Raw genomic sequence first — 16663 nt, 5'->3', positions numbered from 1 at the left:
ATGATTTTCGGTGCGCCAAGGCGCACCCTACCAGGTTGGTGTTATTTATAGGATGGGTTAGGCGTCAGCCGTAACCCATCTGTTACCCATTATTAATTTGATGGGTTACGCATAAATGCTGGGTCTGCCCCCTTGGGTAAACCCATCCTATAAGAGCTGTGCTGGTTTAAAAGTTTCATATTATTGGTAACCATTTATACGAAGAGCAGATTCCCTTAATGTGATCCTGTTCTCTTTATCCCGATCTGCCAAGAATAATAAACCTTTCTGATTCGTCACCTTTATGACATGCATATAAAACAAGAGGTGATGATTATGTCTAAGTTTACACAATCTACTTTATTACTCGCTACGCTAACCATGGCTTCGACGGTTGCTTTCGCTGAAGATGTTGCAGCACAAGCCGATGCTCAAGCTGAAGCTCAAGCTCAAGCAGCTTTACAGATCGCTTCCGATTCAGGCGAACAGGTGACTGATGATGCTAACTCTACTGCTTCGGCAGGCATTGAACAGGCCTCTGATGCGGTAGCCGACTCGCAGAATCAAGTTGCCAATGCTTCACAAGAAGCTGAGTCCAGTGTCGATAGCTCTGCTAATGCTGGTCTGGATGTTGCCGCTGATGCGTCACAACAGGCTGACGAGCAAGCTGACTCTGCTGCCTCAGTTGGTCTTGAAGTGGTAGGCAACGCGACTGCCAGTGCCGAAACTGAAACAGAGCAAGCCAGCGACCAAGCTGAAGAGCTGCAATCTGAGGCCGGTCAGGCTATTGATACCAGTGTTGGGGTTATCTCCGATACTGTGGAGAACACCGAAGACAATAGCAACTCGGAGACCTCTTTAGGTATTAATGCTTCTGCCGACTCTAGTGCAGAAACCACTGTAGAGACTTCGAACGCTTCAGCTGAAGCAGACGCAGAATCAAGTTCTGAACTGAGTGCTGAGGCTAATGGTAGTGTTTCTGAATCAGTAAATGCTACGGTTGATTCTACGGTCAATCAATCTATTAAAGCTCAGGTTGAAACCTCTATTGAAGAGCAAGTCACTGATACGGTTGAAGATGTTATTAAAGACAATGTCAATGACACCATTATTGATGCTCTTCCAGGTCAGTAGCACGTCCGATTAGGCCAGCAGTAGCTGGCCTTTTCATTTTCCTTTTTTAACGCTCACATTACTATCGCAGGAGACCCATATGAAATTCTTACTCATTCCTTTTTGTGGTTTACTGGTTAGCCAAGCCGTTGCTGCTTCTGAAAATACTGATAACAATCTTTCTTTTGGTTTAGAAGCTGGTTTGACTCATGACTCTCAGCTAACGGTTGAAGAAATTGACCAATATCAGGCGTCCGGTGATACCGCTAACCACATCCAGTTTGAAGCCGACGGGAGCTGGAAACCAACTGACAATTTTAACCTTAAAGCAGGTTATAACTACCTCAATAATAATTATCATAATAGTGATGATTTTGATTTGGCCATTAATCGATTCTATGGTGATGTATCCTATGATTTTTCAGTAGTTACCCTCGGAGCAAATCACCACTCGATAGACGCAAAACTTGCTGATGAGGATTTTCTTGATATGGAACGTACAGGCTTTTATGCGGGACACCTGTTTGCTAACAGTTTTTATCTTAGGGCAGAGATGCAGGACATTGAGAAAACATTTGATGCTTTAAGTGATCGCAATGCAACTTCTGATGTATTTGCTGTTGATGCTTATTATTTCTTCAACCAAGGTTTAAGCTTTGTCGCTTTAGGAATCGAAAATGAAGATGAGGTTGCACAGCAAAATCACTTCAGCTATGAAAGCGAAAACTATCGCGCCACTTATTCGAATGAGTTTTCATGGTTAGATAAACGTAATCGTTTCAAGTTGAACTGGCGTTATTATCAGCGTGACTATCAAGATACCTTCCCCGACCTTGGTGAAAGTCGTGCAGACACTAAAAACAGTTTCAGTCTGGCGTGGGATTTTTTCTTCAACGATACCTTTTCTATGATTACCGAGTTTGAGCAAACTTACTCTGACTCTAACTTAGAATCTGCGGATTATGATGCATCGCAGGTGAGCTTAGTTTTCAGAGCAGATTTTTAAATCCATTATTGTCTCTAGCGATTTTGTTATCCGTTTGAGTCACTCCAGTTGACTATCAACTGACCTTAATCTATGTGCTCAGCAAGGATGTTGAGCTTATTTTTGTGGATGCAATAAACCGTATCCAAACACCCTGTCCTTACCTGGCCTGCCCAAATCTTTTACTTGCTTATTTAACGCAGCAACGACCTCTTCTTTTTGTGTGGATCCGTTGGCATAGCAGGCAGCAAATGCGCTGACTACCGGAGCCGCAATGGAGGTTCCGCTTTCGCGTCCTAATTGATTATTGGCTCTAGCCGTTAACACCGATACTCCCAGCGCTGAGAAATCAATATAATCGCCCTGGTTAGCCCAGCGATACACTTGTTCATTTTTATCAACTGCCGTGGCGCCGATCACGTCATTGTATGCTGCTGGAAATAGCGGGCGAGCTGCCGGCCCTTCGTTGCCAACTGCTGCAATAATAATAGCGCCTTTTGTTTTAGCTTTCTCAATTGCCTGCGCCAGAACTGGATTGTCCGGGCCAGTTAAACTCATATTAATTACGACCACTCTATTAGCAAGCATCCAGTCCAAAGCCTGCACTAAGTTTATTAATACAGCGCCTTGCGAGTATTCATTTCGCGGATAAAAAACGGATGCTGCATATAAGGTTGCATTAGGCAGCAGAGGTACAAGCTGACCCTGTTTGCCAATTAATAATCCAGCCACTGCAGTGCCATGTGCCGTAGGCAGAGCTAGATCCTGATCCATAAAATTTTTTGATTGTACCGAGGCTTTACTGAAGGCCAGATGTCCCTCTTCTACTCCAGTATCAATCAAGCCAACTCTTACCTTCTTATCACACACTGCATTTTGTATTCTTAAACCTTCCTCTTCTTGCGCGGCTTCTTGATCACTGTCTGTCTCGCCATTTGCTTCATAAATATGATTTCTTCCCAGTTGTTGCATCCATTCAGCAGGCAAATGTTTTTGCAAAGCAGAAAGTGAATCGAGCTCATTTGGCACTTCAAATTGCACCAATGTCATTTCTAGATTTTTTAATTCAGTTTTCTTAACAATTACTGCGTTTACTTTTTTCAATTGGTCAATATCCTGATCATCCAGCATCAATAGCCATTGGTTAGCTACTGCACGCCACCCATCCTCAACCTCCTTTTCGATCAGAATGGTTTCTCCCTGTTTGTTTTTTATCGTTAAGTTTTGCGCTAATGTTTGTAAGGGACCGACCGACTCTACTGCGACTTTGTTCAGTTCTTCAAGCCTGACTTTAGTATCTTCTATTGCTTCCTCAGGTTGTTCTATATCAACTTTAGGCCGCTCCACATCTATCGGCACCTTTCGGATCTCAGGAATTTGATTGTCGATATTTTTTATTGCTGAATTAATGGTCGGGCTAACTGCTTGTGCAGTCACTGCCCATAGCATCGCTGCTACACAATGTATTTTCATAAGATTTTTTGCCAGAGCTCTCTTCATTTCTTCACCATCTTCAATTGATTCTATAACCCTATATGGTTGACGTTTAATCGTCACAAATAATTCCAAATTTCGTGGAATAAATCCTATTTCTCAGCCGTCTTCCTAATAAGTGATGTATTTATTTGTTTTTAATGAGGGAAAACCCTTATTGTTTATAGACATGATCTTTTATTAACTGAAAGGTCATAGCTCAAAACTGGAGTATGCTGATGAAACAACAGCTAGAACCCATTATCCCGATGATCAGGCGTTTCGCCTATTCATTGACGGGTAATCAATATGATGCTGATGATTTATTACAGTCCACTCTTGAACGACTGTTAACTAAAGAGCTGCCCAAAGATGTGAATCTGACCAAGTGGGCTTTCAGAGTATGCCGTAACCTGTGGATCGATGAATACCGCTCACAAAAAGTCCGCCAGGAAGCCACGCAAAAACCTGAACTGCAACGGCATGATATTGTTGACGGAGAAAAAACCATGACCAATCAGCTTACCATTCAACAAGTTCACAAAGCACTTGAGCAACTGCCAGAAGAACAGAAATCTATTTTGACACTGATTGCCGTTGAAGACTTAAGTTATAGAGAGGTTGCTGATCTGCTTGATATACCTGTGGGTACGGTCATGAGCAGACTGTCCAGAGCGCGCAAGGCTATGACTAAGTGGTTCGACGATCATGATATGAGGATAATCGCATGACACATTTTTCTGAAAAAAAGACTGCAGAAGCGCTTTCTAACGAGATTGTGTCTGATGAAAAGCTGTCAGCTTTTCTTGATTCAGAACTGCCTGAAAAAGAGATGGCGATGATCCGTGATCTAATGGCTGCTGATAAAACTTTGGTTAATCGTATTGCTGAATTGGCCAGTGTCGATGCCATTGTATCTTCAACCTATCATCAAATTGATGAAGTGCCTTTACCTCAATCCATTCAACAGTTGCTTGACGGCTCAGCGGCGAGACAAAGCGCCGAGGCTCGTCCCAAAACATCAACCAATGTCGTTAATTTCCCGTTGTGGCAGCGAATTAAGTCCGGCTGGCAGAATCATGCTCCTTTAGCCACCGCTGCCGCTTTGATTATCGGTTTGAGCATTGGTTTAACTTCGCGGATGGCCGACTTTAATAATCCTACCCAGTGGGCAACCATTGCTTCTGCTTTGGATCAGGAAATCAGCGGCCAGCCGATTACACTAGCGGAAGGTTATACTTTATTGCCACGGGTTTCTTTTACCAATGCCAATGAGCAGTTTTGTCGCCAATTTGTGTTGAACACTCCTGCTAACAGTCAGCACAGTATTGCTTGCCATGATTCTACTGGCTGGCAACTGACCGCGACTCTATTCGAAGAACCTATTCAGGCCAACAGCTATCAGACAGCCAGTGCTAATCAGCCTATCAATAAGCTGGTTGAATCTATGGCTGTTGGCAGCTTTCTCGATAAGGAACAAGAGCAACAAGCCATTCGTTCTGGCTGGGCTCACTAATTCACTTGCTAAGGAGGTTATGTATGAAACATCTTCTGTTATTACTCACCTTGTCCATTTTTCTTGCGGCATGTGCGTCAAACCCAACTTACCGTCCAGCCGATGGTAAAGGGTTCCGCTACAGCCATAGCCAGCTTGATAACAACAGCTATCGAATTCATTTTAAAATGCCGGGTGAGGACAGCCAGCAAGCAATGGATTATGCGATGCGACGAGCTGCCCAGCTAACCCTGGAAAAAGGCTACGACTGGTTCGTGATTAATGATCAACAAACCTTAACTCACACCAAGCAGCAATCGGATCCCTCCATCAGCCACAGCCAGACTATGGTGGTCACTCGTGACTGCGGCTTGCTGACTTGCGAGACTCGAACCTACCCAGTGCATCAGACCCATTTTGGCGCTCAGCTGGAGACTTCTCGTAGTATGGTCGAGAGTATTATTGCTATTCGCATGGGCAAGGGCGTTCGCCCTCAGTCCGACAACAGTTACGACGCGCTGGATGTGCACGAACGGATGCTAGGCAAAGACTCCTGATCTAATTTACCTGCACCATCCTATGCTAGAACACTGGCTAGATTGGTCTAGCCAGTGCTTTTATGCCTAGTAGTTACTTGCTTATCTGCCTCTCCCTGTCTATATTAGCTTCTTTGCATATTTTAAGACTATTATTCCTATAATGAATCTTGTTGAACATTTTGCGCCATTCCGTCAAGGAATTATTGGCGAAAACCATAGTTACGACGCTGCGCCGAATGGCGATTCAATTTTATACGCAGACTGGACAGCGAGCGGTCGTCTTTATCGTCCGATTGAAGACTTTATTATCAACACTTTAGGCCCTTATGTAGCCAATACGCATACTGAAACCACGCTTACCGGCACCACTATGACCAATGCCTATCATGATGCTCAGCAAATCATTAAGCGTCATGTCAATGCAGATGAGAGTGATGTATTAATCGCAGCGGGTTCAGGTATGACTTTAGTGATTAACAAATTTCAGCGCATGTTAGGTTTGCGCGTTCCTGAAAAATGGCGCGAGCGGTTGGATATACAAGAACATGAAAAACCGTTGGTGCTAGTGACCCACATGGAGCATCACTCCAATCAGACCACCTGGCACGAATGTGAAGTGACTTTGGAGATCATTCGTTCCGATGCGAATGGTCGTCCTGATTTAGGTCATATGCGCGAACTGCTTGAAAAGTATCAGGATCGCCTGGTAAAGATTGGCTCTTTTACCGCTTGCAGTAATGTAACGGGTATCAAAACGCCTTACCACGAGATGGCAAAAATCATGCACCAGCATAATGGCCTTTGCTTTGTGGACTTTGCTGCTTCTGCACCTTATGTGGATATGAATATGCACCCGGCAGATCCTGAGCAAAAACTGGATGCTATCTTTATTTCACCCCACAAGTTTTTAGGCGGCCCCGGTAGTAGCGGGATTTTAATTTTCGATGAAAAGCTTTATGACTGTAAAGTGCCGGATCAGCCAGGCGGCGGCACTGTGTCATGGACCAATCCTTGGGGTGAGCATCGCTTCTTCGATAACATTGAAGCGCGCGAAGATGGCGGCACTCCCGGTTTCCTGCAAACCATTAAAGCTGCGTTGACGTTTAAACTTAAAGACGCAATGGGGGTTGATAAGATTCAACAGCGCGAAGCTCAGCTTGCTAATATTTTATTAGACGGCTTTTCAAAAATCCCTGGTGTTCGAATTCTAGAAGGTGAACAGAAGGATCGTCTGTGCATCGTTTCTTTTTACGTTCTTGGTATTCACCACAACTTAATTGTTCGTTTGCTCAATGACAGGTTTGGAATCCAGACCCGTGGTGGCTGTTCTTGTGCCGGTACCTACGGTCATTTGCTATTAGATGTCGATCAGCTTCAAAGTCATGAAATTACCAATAAAATTGACCAGGGTGATTTAACCGATAAACCCGGCTGGGTTCGTGTTTCTCTGCATCCAACCAACCATGATGATGAAGCACATTTAATTGTTGACGCCTTACGCCAAGTCATTGAAAACGCTGAAGCATGGTCCAAGGATTATGAATTTAATCCTGCCAGTGGCGACTTTATTCCAAAGAAGTCCCAACCCAAATTAAAAGCATTGACTGACTTTTCACCTTTATAGCTTGCTCTTTTTAGAGTCAGTCAATTGCGTACGAATACACTTTAAGGCAAAATTTGATAATGAACGAACGAACCAACACCAGTACCATGGCCTTTACCGATGAAATGCAAAAGCACTCTGCCGAAGCAGCAAAGTTGCTCAAAAATATTTCTAATGAACAACGGCTGATGATTCTTTGCATACTACTGGAAAAGGAATTATCGGTAGGCGAGTTAAATGATTTACTTCCGCAACTCAGCCAGTCAGCACTCTCGCAGCACTTAGCCTTATTGCGTAACAATGATTTGGTCACAACTCGTCGTCATTCACAAACTATTTACTATTCGTTAGCCTCTACCGAAGTTGCGCGTATTATTCATTTACTGCATGAACTTTATTGTCAGGAGACTTGCTAATGCAACCTTGTTTAAAAAATTACATTGGTAATATCAAACAGAATATTAAAGAAATCTCTATCGATGATTTTAAAAAAACCGATTGTTCCAATGCGTTGGTTATTGATGTTCGCGAATCATCAGAACATGCAGAAGGCATTATAGAAGGTGCTTTACCCATCCCTCGTGGTGTTCTGGAATTTAAATTATTCAACCATCCCGAAGTCAAAGGCTTATCTGAAGACGAAATATTAAATAAGCCCGTTTATATTTATTGTGCGTCCGGTGGACGTTCCGCTTGTTGTGCTCATGCTCTCGAGCAGATAGGTTTTAAGAATGTTTTTTCTGTTGCAGGCGGCATTAAGCAGTGGGTTGAAACTGGTGGCGAAGTCGTTAAACCATAATTTCAACATACTTTGGTGATTTCTTTTATAGCGACAGGAGAGCAGAATCAGCCCTTTTCGTTCCTATCCATAGGATGGAGCAGACCCATGTGCCTGTCCTTTCTTTAATTTTTATAGTATCTGGGCGCACACATAGGTGCGCCCCTACCAAGTTATGATGACCTACGCTTCCAACTAAGTTCCTGTTGCTGCCTGTCTTTCGGTTTTAAATCCTAATTTCTTAATCACCATCATTGCTGGACAGAATCCGGTAAACGCAGACTGAAACAGATTTGCGCCAACAAAAACCGTTAGCCACAACCAGTATGGATGAACATACCAGGTTAGCGCTACTGACAATAAAACCATAAAACCTGCAAAAGCCATCAGAACTCTTTCTGCAGTCATTTTTTGCTGTGCCATAGGAATTGCCTCCTAAAATTGATATCTCACACGCAGGTACGCGTTGCTTGCATCTTCAAACTGACCAAAGAAGGTATGATCTTCCCGGCCATTGAACAGATTTGCCCCAACCGTAAACAACCATTCATCACTGAATCGGTAATTCATGCTTGGGCGTATATAACTGTCGTTGTCGCTTGGTGAATAGAATACAAATAACGACCAAACAAATTTATCTTTTGCCGTTCTGTAGGTCAGTCGGGTGGTTACTAAGTGGCGCTTCTCTTCGCCTTCGTATTGCGGGAATGGTGAATTCGTAATTAACTGATCATAGTCTTGATTCCATTCCAGATAATACTGCAAACCAAGAGTCAATCGGGTTGCAACTTCTGACTCATAACCGGCCAAAAAACGCCACTGCGAGTTCTTCACAAATGGATCGCTACCACGACTGTCTTCTACTGCATCGTGATAAGCCACTTCAACATTAAAGAGACCATCGCTGACATTTCCGCGGAGGCTCGCTCCATAAACATTCTTGCGATGGAAAGTTGGTTGAAAAGTATTGGTTATGCCGACGGGTTGTTTATCAAATCCACGATAACCATAGAGTGCATATTCGGTTCCATCCACATTTTTATACAAGCGTAGTGCAATTTCGCTGTTACCAAAATTTTTATCGGGTTCAACAGGGTTGATCACATCCATTCCGCCGATGTTGTCTCCCACCACAGGATTAAATAGTGAAAATCGTTCTCCGTTAATATAGCGGTCCTCTTCAAACACCGGAGTCCATACCAGGTCAGTATTCAGCGCATCGAAGTAACTGGTCATTCGCACCGAGTTCGCTGGTGCCTTTAAGTAGGTATCTTCACGTCCAGCAAAAAACGACTGCCAGTCTTTGGGAAACAAGTCATTCAGGAAAACCAAATCGCCAGTTCCCCAGGTGCTTATTTGACGACCAATTTTAAAATCCGTATTACCAAAAGCGGAAAAACTCCAACTCAACTCTCGTAAGTCCACTTCCATTTCATCGGTAACACCGTCATACCAACTATCGCCACGAAATGAAAAGTTAACCTCCTCTCCAATGTAATCTGCCTCTAGATGCCCACGAACCTCATTCAACGTTTGCTTATCATCAAACAAGGGATCGGTTTGCAACCTTTGTCCGTAACCTGCTTCGACAAATCCGGCCCACGACCAGTTCGAAGCATCTTCTTCCCAGTCATCTTCCCAAACATCAGCCCACTCTTCATCTTGAGAGCCATCTTCTTCAGCAGCCATGCTGATAGGTAGTCCCTGGATGGCTATAACGCTACCCAGGATTAAACCTTTCACAATTTGAGCTTTAGTACTCATATTTTTTCCTATTACCGAATCCTTTACTCTGGCTCAGCTTCGAGCCACTCCCGTGGAGGATTGCGCAGCGAACGCGAGGTAAAAACATCATCAGGAAGACCAATGTTATATGCCGGGCGGCGGAACTCCATAAATGTCACACTACCGGTTTCCAGATTTGTGATTTTAGATTTCATAACGGTTGGGATGTCCTGTATCTCTTCTACTTCAACAACATCCATGCGGCGATAAACCTCTCCTTTCTGGTTGTAATACTCAACCGTCATAGGCAGATAGGTTTCTTTATTAATGTTTGCTATATAATACGCAAACTCAACATTTGTCTTATCAATTGGCCTGCTTTTTACGATATAAGCTGTTTCCGTAGTTTCTAGTAATTCGTGGCTGTCTAGCTCAGGATTGCGACCGGAGACATCTTCATAAAAAAAATCAGAGCCGACAAAACTGGTTCGCTTATCTCCTGCCGAAATTCGTTTTTCCAAATCCAGCCCTGGCAAATACAACCAACGATCATCGTCACGATCTACATGCTTGTTGACCAAAAAAACGGTACCCCGAACATCCGAAGGACGACTAAAGACCACCAAGAAGTTTTGGTCACCTTCATCCTCAATGTCTTTTCGTAAAATCACAAACTGCCTTAACTGACGATTACCGTCTTTGTCCATAATGACCATGCGTGCATCACTGCGCCCATCATCGCCAGCGTAATAAGATATTTTATTAGCCTTGCTAACAACTTCCTCGACATCCGGGCCGCCGCTTGTTTCAGCAGCCTGTATGCTGGCCGTCATCATTGGCAAGATCAGCCCTGCTACTAATAATGCCAAACCTTTTTGTTTAAAACTTTTGTGTAAGCTTTTCATGTAAAGCCTCCTATAATGCTCCGACTAACTGTCGACCTGAGTTTCAGGTTTAAATGCCCAGTTACGTGTCGCTTTTAGTGCCACTGGCAATAAAACCAGGGTAACCGCGGCCGATGCAGCCATAATGGTTGCCAGGAAGAAACCTACCGTTATGTAGGGTACTAATGGCGCGAACAGTAACGGCGTAAAGCCTATCGCAATCACAATCGCATTGCGGCTGATTGCTGATGCTGGTTCTTCAAACATTTTGACCATGGTCTTTTTAAAATCACCGGTTTGTTTAAAGATTTCTCTTGCCCGCTCTAAAAAATGAATCGCAAAATCAATCGACAAACCCAGCGTTAACGATGACAAGACCGCAATTGGCATATCATAATCTTTGCCGACCCAGCCAATCAGTCCATAAATAAACAAAATGGTTATACTCAATGGCAACATTGCCAGCACACCAAACAGTACGCTACGGAATAGAATAATCATCATCAGAAACACAACAACAAAGGCACTCATCAAGCTGTCTAACATCCCTTTAACCATTTCATCCTGCCACACCATGTTCAGATAGCTCTTGCCCGCCCACTGTGCTTTAACACCTTCCGGTAAAGGATTTTCTGCAAAATATTGCTCCACAAAATCCACCACCTTGGTCATATCCTGATTGTCACCACTGGTCAGCTGTAACCAGATTGCTGTAGAGCTGTACTCCTTAGTAACCATGTGCCATAGATCTTGTGGCCTGTGCGACGATTGATATTGCAACAAAGCCTGCGCCACACCATTCTGACTGTTGGGTATAACAAAGTCTTTTGGTTGGCCAGTTTTCAATTCACGGGTCACTGTTTTAACAACATCAGCTAGCGAATTACTTTTCCCCACATAACCACTATCCGCCAATGCCTGTTGCAGCTTTTCAATCTCATGCAACATCTCCGGCTGTTGGAAGTAAGCTACTTTTATACGTGCCTCATCGGCTTGCATGATCAAACTTTCCAGCACTTCCGCTTGCTCATCAGTTGCATCAAATAACTTATCTTCTAACAACATAATGACCTGATTTAGCTGCGTCGTTAGTTGATTTTCATTTTGCATGACAGTTTCAACTTCGCTCTTCAATGCTTTATCTTCAATGGCATCAACTACTCTCATCCAAGCTGCTTTTGCTTCAGATTCATCAGCTTCTAAGACCAAGTATGCATCATAGGTTCCAGCAAAGTGATCGTTTAACACTCTATCAGCTACACGAATATCGTGATCTGCCTTGAACCAGCGTACCGGGTTATCATTAATTTCAATCTGAGTAATTCCCCAGATACTTAGTGCAACAACTGCGACAAAGAAAACAGTGACCAGTTTGCTGGCCGCTAAACTGCCTTTACCTATTTTGTGCAGAATCTTTTGCAACTTACCTTTTTGCTTTGCCTCTGTTTGAAGCGAGGCCAATGCCTTTGGTTTTAGCGCTATCAAATAAGCTGGAATAAAAATAATCGTTAACAAGAAAGCCAACAAAATACCAAAGCCAACATAAGCGCCAAATATCTGCACTGGTGGAATAGGAGTTAACAATAGTGAGAAGAAGCCTACCGCCGAAGTCACACTGGTATACAACATAGGTGTGAACAGATGGCCAATGACTTCTTTAATCACCTCTTTACGGTCGCGACCAGGTTTATAACTATCAGCAAATTCCGACATGATGTGAATAGAGTCTACTACCGCAATTGGCATCAAAAAGATTGGGATCATTGAACTCATGATATGAACGGTAAAGCCCATACCAATTAATAAGCCCATAGTGATAATCACAGTGGCCATCGCGATAATCATTGGTGCAGCAATAAATTTAAAATTGCGGAAAAAGACCCACATCAAGATGAAAATTACCAAAGCCGCTAATGGCGCAGAAATGCCCATCTGTACAAACATCTGATAACCAAAAGTGTCTTCTGCGACAGGAAGACCTGTAATGTGGTAATCATCATTAGAATCCAGTTTACTAATCAAACCTTCTATCTGCTTCGAAATTCGGTAACTTTCATCTTTATCTATAATTGGCACATAAATTGCCGTTGCCTTATCATCACCAGACGCCAGGGTGTCCTGCAATAAAGGTAAGCGTTCTACCTGCTGATTGATCCAATCTGCTTCACCTTGAGTTTCCGGTGCTTCTTTCATCAGCCATTCAAAACGAATAGTGCCAGGTCCTTCCTGACTGATGTTGTCCACTGTCGACAACGCCATCATATCCGGAGCAACCACTCCTTCTATCTCAGCAATACCATCGGTCAACGTCTTAATGGCCTGTAATGATTTCGGATTATAGATTCCCGCTTCACTATGATTGACCGCGCCCACCACAATGATGTCATACAGATCAAAGCGATCCTTTACGTCGTTGTGATAGACGCGTGACGCCTGATCTTCAGCCAACATATTCTCCGGATCCGTATCCACAACGATATTGGGAATCATGGCCCCGGTAATTGCCGTCACCAGCAACGTAATAACGAATACCCATTTAGGCTTCATCATGGAGAATTTAAGCAGCGATTGTTTCATAGAACCTTCCATTTAAGCTCTTTATTAGAGAAATCTAATGTATTGTAGATTAGTATTTGCTAATATTCAAACAATAATCTATCCTAGATAACAAACTTATTAAGTTAATATAGCATGCCTATCGAAATTAAATCCTTCTATCATGATGATACTGGCACCTGGAGTTATCTCCTTCTTGATCCTGATCAAAAAACAGCCACTATTATCGATCCTGTCATGGACTTCGATTTGAGTTCCGGCAAAATCAGCTATCAATCAGCTAATCAACTCATTGATTACATTAAACAAAACTCTCTTAACTTACAATGGATTCTGGAAACCCACGCTCACGCAGATCACATATCCGCAGCTCAGCATATTAAACAGGCTTTGGGCGGTAAAATTGTCATTGGTGAAGGCATCAAAGAAGTACAAAGCCATTTCAGTGACTTCTTTAATATCGACATGCCGATTGATGGTAGCCAGTTTGATCACTTAATGGCGGAAGGAGAGAAGTTACCTTTTGGTTCTTATGAATTTACTGCTCATCCTACCCCCGGCCATACAAACGACAGTATGAGCTACCTTATCGAAGGTAACCTGTTTATTGGCGATACCTTTTTTCATCCGGATACAGGAACCGCTCGTTGTGACTTTCCTGGCGGTGATGCAGAAAAACTATTCGATAGTCTTCAACGTCTGCTCTCTTTTCCGGAGGACTTCAAACTTTGGTTATGTCATGACTACCCCGATGGCCGCCAGCCGGAAACCGGCATTCCGGTTGCCCAAATGAAGCACAATGTTCATTTACAGCAAGCAAACCACAATAAACAGGAGTTTGTTCAGATTCGAACCCAACGAGATGCCACTCTGGCTGTTCCTCGTTTGATATATCCTTCAGTTCAGCTCAATATTCGAGCAGCAGAATTACCCGGCTCGGAATCGAACGGACGTAAGTATTTGAAACTGCCTCTGTTTGTTGAAAAAGGCGGCAACTGATTATTTATTGACTTCGGATTTTCCGATTTACCATTGTCTTTGCTGGCGGCAAATTGCTAAACTTGCCGCCAGTTTTGATTAACCGTCCAGCAACCTTGTCTTTACCTAAGCTCAACGAAAAACAACGCGAAGCTCTATTAGCAACTCAGGGTCCAATCCTGGTGTTGGCTGGTGCCGGTAGTGGTAAAACAAGTGTTATTACACGCAAGATGGTTTATCTGATCAAAGAAAAAGCCATTCCAGCTCGCAATATTGTTGCTGTAACCTTCACCAATAAAGCTGCCCGCGAAATGAAGCAGCGAGTCAGTAAACTGGCCGGAGCCAGCGCAACTCAAGGCTTGACAGTTTCAACTTTCCATAACTTTGGCCTTAACTTTATCCGTCGCGAATATAAAAAGCTTGGCATGAAGTCCAACTTTACTATTTTTGATGATCAGGACTCGCTGGCTCTACTCAAAGATCTGGGCTTTAAAGAAGCAGAAAGTGACAAGCAACTTCTGTTCCGGTTACAGCAGCAAATATCGGCCTGGAAAAACGATCTTATTCTTCCCGAGCAAGCTATTAATCAGGCTAAGGATCAAGAACAGCTCATCTTCTCTAAAGTCTACGAAAAATATGCACGTAGCATGAAAGCCTACAATGCAGTCGATTTTGATGACTTGATCTTAATTCCAACTTTACTGTTGCGCGATGATCCAGAAGTACGAGAAAAGTGGCAAAACAAAATTCGTTATTTATTAGTCGATGAGTATCAGGATACCAACACCAGCCAGTATGAATTAATTAAACACTTAGTCGGCCAGTTTGGTAATTTTACGGTGGTTGGCGACGACGATCAGTCGATTTATTCCTGGCGTGGTGCACGTCCTGAAAATCTCGACCAACTGGCAAAAGATTACCCCCATCTTCAAGTTATTAAACTCGAACAAAATTATCGCTCTTATGGACGCATTCTTAAAGCGGCCAACGTATTGATCGATAACAACCCACACGCATTTATTAAAAAACTATGGTCAGACAAACCCTATGGCGATCCGCTTAGAGTGATTACCTGTCCCAATGAAGATGCTGAAGCGGAAAAAGTGGTTACTGAAATTATTAGCCGAAAAGTTCGTACTAAAAACGGACGCTACTCTGACTTTGCTATTTTGTATCGAGGCAATCATCAGGCGAAAATATTTGAACGCACATTAATTTCTAACAATGTGCCTTATAAGATTTCAGGCAGTACTTCCTTTTTCTCTCGCGCTGAGATTAAGGATATTATGGCCTACCTGCGCTTATTAACGAATCCAGACGACGATAATGCTTTTCTGCGCATAGCCAACACCCCGCGTCGCGGCATTGGACCAACCACCCTTGAGCAACTCGGTTCTTACGCTCAGATGCGTCATATCAGTTTATTTGCTGCCAGTCATGAAGTTGGACTAGAGCAACATCTACAAGGAAAAGGTTTAGACAATGTTCGTCGCTTTTCTGATTTAGTTACGCGAGCTGCTGATAATGCTGCACGTGGCGATAGCGTGGGCGTCATTCATGATCTGGTCGCGCGTATTGGCTATCACTCCTGGCTGCATGAAACATCCAGTACCCCTAAAGCAGCCGAATATCGCTGGAACAACATTCAAGAATTACTGGGATGGGTGGAAAAAGGCATTGACGATAATGAACAGGATTCCAATCCATTTGCCGCCGCTGTTGCTAACCTGATGTTGCGCGACATGCTTGACCGCAATGAAAAAGAAGAAGAAGAGTCTAACGAAGTACAGTTAATGACTTTACACGCTGCTAAAGGATTAGAGTTCAGCCACGTTTATCTGGTCGGCATGGAAGAAGAATTTCTGCCTCATAAATCCAGTATCGAAAATGACGATATCGAAGAAGAAAGACGCCTGGCCTACGTTGGCATCACCCGAGCTCAACGAACCTTAACCTTTACCTTGTGCAAGAAGCGCTCAAAGTACGGCGAGGTGTTGACTTGCGAACCCAGCCGCTTCCTCAACGAACTACCGCAAGACGACCTCGACTGGGATGCAAAGCGCAAACCTCTAAGCGAAGAAGAGCAAGAACAGTTAGCAAGCGACAATATCTCGATGCTTAAATCCCTCTTCGCTGATTAGTTACTCTCTTTGCCTTCCTTAAATTGGGCAAAACAAATCCAGTTACCATAAGGATCCAGACAAATAGTTTCCGTTGCCCCATAAAAGGTTTCCCTTTCTTTAATCAATATTTCTTCACTGTGCATGGCTTGTTGGATGTTTTCGATATCCTCAACTTCTATAAATAGGAAAGTTTTAGATTCTGGCAACTTCTCATTAATATCATCTTCAATACTGGCCGTTGTTTGATACATGATCTCAGCTTTCCCGTTGCTTAAAATCACAAAGCCAATTTCATCATCCTGTGGTACTGAAGTGACAACTTCAAAGCCCAGCTTGCCCCAGAATTGAATGCCTTTATCCACATTTTTGACCACAATCACATTAGTGATCTTCTGACAGTTCGACTGCATCACAATTTTCCTTTGTTAGATT

Annotated in this window: 16 protein-coding genes; 10 read left to right on the top strand and 6 right to left on the bottom strand. The window is 43.3% G+C overall.

From position 1 onward, the window contains the following. Positions 1–315 precede the first annotated feature (315 nt). A complete protein-coding gene (locus ACYTXU_RS12465; RefSeq protein WP_462207105.1) occupies positions 316–1113 on the top strand; it encodes a hypothetical protein in 798 nt (265 codons plus the stop codon). Between the two features lie 79 nt (positions 1114–1192). Beyond that, positions 1193–2098: a hypothetical protein gene (locus tag ACYTXU_RS12460; RefSeq protein ID WP_462207104.1), complete on the top strand. Its 906-nt coding sequence runs from the start codon at positions 1193–1195 to the stop codon at positions 2096–2098. 96 nt (positions 2099–2194) lie between these two features. Here ACYTXU_RS12460 and ACYTXU_RS12455 read toward each other — a convergent pair whose 3' ends face one another. Further along, positions 2195–3550 (bottom strand): S8 family serine peptidase, encoded by a 1356-nt coding sequence (locus tag ACYTXU_RS12455; RefSeq protein ID WP_462207103.1) that lies wholly within the window; start codon positions 3548–3550, stop codon positions 2195–2197. Positions 3551–3789: 239 nt separating this feature from the next. On the opposite strand from ACYTXU_RS12455, the gene ACYTXU_RS12450 reads away from it, so the two are divergent. The 6 genes from ACYTXU_RS12450 (at position 3790) to ACYTXU_RS12425 (ending at position 7986) form a co-directional block, all read left to right on the top strand. Further along, positions 3790–4281, top strand: coding sequence for an RNA polymerase sigma factor (locus ACYTXU_RS12450; protein WP_462207102.1), 492 nt, complete (start codon positions 3790–3792; stop codon positions 4279–4281). Continuing rightward, the gene (locus ACYTXU_RS12445; protein ID WP_462207101.1) at positions 4278–5066 is read left to right on the top strand and encodes a hypothetical protein; all 789 of its coding nucleotides are present in this window, start codon (positions 4278–4280) and stop codon (positions 5064–5066) included. The genes ACYTXU_RS12450 and ACYTXU_RS12445 overlap by 4 nt, the downstream gene beginning before the upstream one ends. A 23-nt stretch (positions 5067–5089) precedes the next feature. After that, complete coding sequence (locus tag ACYTXU_RS12440) at positions 5090–5602, top strand: CC0125/CC1285 family lipoprotein (RefSeq protein WP_462207100.1); 513 nt, start codon at positions 5090–5092, stop codon at positions 5600–5602. A 142-nt stretch (positions 5603–5744) separates the two neighbouring features. Continuing rightward, on the top strand, positions 5745–7208 hold the full coding sequence (locus ACYTXU_RS12435; RefSeq protein WP_462207099.1) for an aminotransferase class V-fold PLP-dependent enzyme: 1464 nt from the start codon (positions 5745–5747) through the stop codon (positions 7206–7208). 86 nt (positions 7209–7294) lie between these two features. Further along, positions 7295–7603 carry an ArsR/SmtB family transcription factor gene (locus tag ACYTXU_RS12430; protein ID WP_462209431.1) on the top strand — a complete coding sequence of 103 codons (309 nt, stop codon included), beginning with the start codon at positions 7295–7297 and terminating at the stop codon, positions 7601–7603. Next, positions 7603–7986 carry a rhodanese-like domain-containing protein gene (locus tag ACYTXU_RS12425; protein ID WP_462207098.1) on the top strand — a complete coding sequence of 128 codons (384 nt, stop codon included), beginning with the start codon at positions 7603–7605 and terminating at the stop codon, positions 7984–7986. Before ACYTXU_RS12430 ends, ACYTXU_RS12425 begins: the two co-directional genes overlap by 1 nt. Positions 7987–8160: 174 nt before the next feature. On the opposite strand, the gene ACYTXU_RS12420 is transcribed toward ACYTXU_RS12425, so the two are convergent. Genes ACYTXU_RS12420 through ACYTXU_RS12405 form a run of 4 tightly spaced genes read right to left on the bottom strand, consistent with a single transcriptional unit; the run spans position 8161 to position 13151 of the window. Beyond that, positions 8161–8373 (bottom strand): YgaP family membrane protein, encoded by a 213-nt coding sequence (locus ACYTXU_RS12420; protein ID WP_462209429.1) that lies wholly within the window; start codon positions 8371–8373, stop codon positions 8161–8163. 27 nt (positions 8374–8400) lie between these two features. Beyond that, positions 8401–9729, bottom strand: coding sequence for a hypothetical protein (locus ACYTXU_RS12415; RefSeq protein WP_462207097.1), 1329 nt, complete (start codon positions 9727–9729; stop codon positions 8401–8403). 23 nt (positions 9730–9752) lie between these two features. Further along, positions 9753–10595, bottom strand: a complete 843-nt coding sequence (locus tag ACYTXU_RS12410) for an outer membrane lipoprotein-sorting protein (protein ID WP_462207096.1) — start codon at positions 10593–10595, stop codon at positions 9753–9755. A 24-nt stretch (positions 10596–10619) separates the two neighbouring features. Then, entirely contained in the window at positions 10620–13151 is a 2532-nt protein-coding gene (locus tag ACYTXU_RS12405; RefSeq protein WP_462207095.1) for an efflux RND transporter permease subunit, read from the bottom strand. A 114-nt stretch (positions 13152–13265) separates the two neighbouring features. On the opposite strand from ACYTXU_RS12405, the gene ACYTXU_RS12400 reads away from it, so the two are divergent. Beyond that, complete coding sequence (locus tag ACYTXU_RS12400; protein WP_462207094.1) at positions 13266–14129, top strand: MBL fold metallo-hydrolase; 864 nt, start codon at positions 13266–13268, stop codon at positions 14127–14129. A 95-nt stretch (positions 14130–14224) separates the two neighbouring features. After that, positions 14225–16249 (top strand): DNA helicase Rep, encoded by a 2025-nt coding sequence (gene rep, locus ACYTXU_RS12395; protein ID WP_462209428.1) that lies wholly within the window; start codon positions 14225–14227, stop codon positions 16247–16249. Here rep and ACYTXU_RS12390 read toward each other — a convergent pair. Continuing rightward, complete coding sequence (locus tag ACYTXU_RS12390) at positions 16246–16641, bottom strand: VOC family protein (protein ID WP_462209427.1); 396 nt, start codon at positions 16639–16641, stop codon at positions 16246–16248. The genes rep and ACYTXU_RS12390 overlap by 4 nt on opposite strands. Between the last annotated feature and the right edge of the window lie 22 nt (positions 16642–16663).

Source organism: Kangiella sp. M94 (assembly GCF_054926195.1).
The sequence above is the reverse complement of the archived record's forward strand: the minus strand, read 5'-3'. Positions and strand labels throughout refer to the sequence as shown.

Coding starts and splice junctions, on each gene's coding strand:
- ACYTXU_RS12425 (WP_462207098.1), top strand. CDS start 7,603: ATGCAACCTTGTTTAAAAAATTACATTGGTAATATCAAACAGAATATT.
- ACYTXU_RS12450 (WP_462207102.1), top strand. CDS start 3,790: ATGAAACAACAGCTAGAACCCATTATCCCGATGATCAGGCGTTTCGCC.
- ACYTXU_RS12390 (WP_462209427.1), bottom strand. CDS start 16,641: ATGCAGTCGAACTGTCAGAAGATCACTAATGTGATTGTGGTCAAAAAT.
- ACYTXU_RS12445 (WP_462207101.1), top strand. CDS start 4,278: ATGACACATTTTTCTGAAAAAAAGACTGCAGAAGCGCTTTCTAACGAG.
- ACYTXU_RS12420 (WP_462209429.1), bottom strand. CDS start 8,373: ATGACTGCAGAAAGAGTTCTGATGGCTTTTGCAGGTTTTATGGTTTTA.
- ACYTXU_RS12400 (WP_462207094.1), top strand. CDS start 13,266: ATGCCTATCGAAATTAAATCCTTCTATCATGATGATACTGGCACCTGG.
- ACYTXU_RS12435 (WP_462207099.1), top strand. CDS start 5,745: ATGAATCTTGTTGAACATTTTGCGCCATTCCGTCAAGGAATTATTGGC.
- ACYTXU_RS12440 (WP_462207100.1), top strand. CDS start 5,090: ATGAAACATCTTCTGTTATTACTCACCTTGTCCATTTTTCTTGCGGCA.
- ACYTXU_RS12410 (WP_462207096.1), bottom strand. CDS start 10,595: ATGAAAAGCTTACACAAAAGTTTTAAACAAAAAGGTTTGGCATTATTA.
- ACYTXU_RS12455 (WP_462207103.1), bottom strand. CDS start 3,550: ATGAAAATACATTGTGTAGCAGCGATGCTATGGGCAGTGACTGCACAA.
- ACYTXU_RS12415 (WP_462207097.1), bottom strand. CDS start 9,729: ATGAGTACTAAAGCTCAAATTGTGAAAGGTTTAATCCTGGGTAGCGTT.
- ACYTXU_RS12405 (WP_462207095.1), bottom strand. CDS start 13,151: ATGAAACAATCGCTGCTTAAATTCTCCATGATGAAGCCTAAATGGGTA.
- ACYTXU_RS12465 (WP_462207105.1), top strand. CDS start 316: ATGTCTAAGTTTACACAATCTACTTTATTACTCGCTACGCTAACCATG.
- ACYTXU_RS12460 (WP_462207104.1), top strand. CDS start 1,193: ATGAAATTCTTACTCATTCCTTTTTGTGGTTTACTGGTTAGCCAAGCC.
- ACYTXU_RS12430 (WP_462209431.1), top strand. CDS start 7,295: ATGGCCTTTACCGATGAAATGCAAAAGCACTCTGCCGAAGCAGCAAAG.